Genomic DNA, 694 nt, shown 5'->3' on the forward strand with positions numbered 1-694 from the left:
CAGCCTCCTGGTCACCCTGGTCGGCACGCTGTTCTCGATGACCGTGTCCGTCCTGTGCGCCTACGGCCTGTCCCGCACCGGCTCCCTCGGCCATCGCTGGATCCTGATGGCCCTGCTGGCGACGATGTTCTTCAGCGCCGGTCTCATCCCGACCTACCTGCTGGTGCAGACCCTCGGCCTGACCGACACCTACCTCGCGCTGATCCTGCCCAGCGCGGTGAGCGTGTTCAACATCCTCGTCCTGCGCGGCTTCTTCATGGGCATCTCGCCGGAACTCATCGACAGCGCCCGCATCGACGGCGCCGGCGACCTGCGCATCCTGTGGCAGATCGTCATGCCGCTGTCCCGCGCGGTGCTGGCGGTGATCACGCTGTTCTACGCCGTCGGCTACTGGAGCGCGTGGTTCAACGCGTCGCTGTACCTCAACGACCAGAGCATGCTGCCGCTGCAGAACGTCATGATCCAGCTCGTGCAGAAGCAGGAGGCGCCGGTGGGGCTCGCCCAGTCGATCAAGACGGGGCAGCTGTCGGGGCTCGCCGTGCAGATGGCCGTGATGGTGATGGCGCTGCTGCCGGTCGCGGTGCTGTCCCCCTTCGTCCAGAAGCACTTCAGGAAGGGGATGCTGACGGGGGCGGTGAAGGGCTGAGGCCCGGGCCGCACATCCAGGAACCGAGGTATGTCATGAGCATGGCTT

At 66.3% G+C, this 694-nt stretch carries 1 protein-coding gene; it reads left to right on the plus strand.

What is annotated here, in order from left to right:
* Positions 1 to 646 (plus strand): carbohydrate ABC transporter permease (locus tag C1I97_RS37930; protein ID WP_111007372.1); only part of this gene is annotated, 646 nt, incomplete at its 5' end.
* Positions 647 to 694 lie beyond the last annotated feature (48 nt).

The organism is Streptomyces sp. NTH33 (assembly GCF_003236365.1).
Taxonomy (GTDB): Bacteria; Actinomycetota; Actinomycetes; order Streptomycetales; family Streptomycetaceae; genus Streptomyces.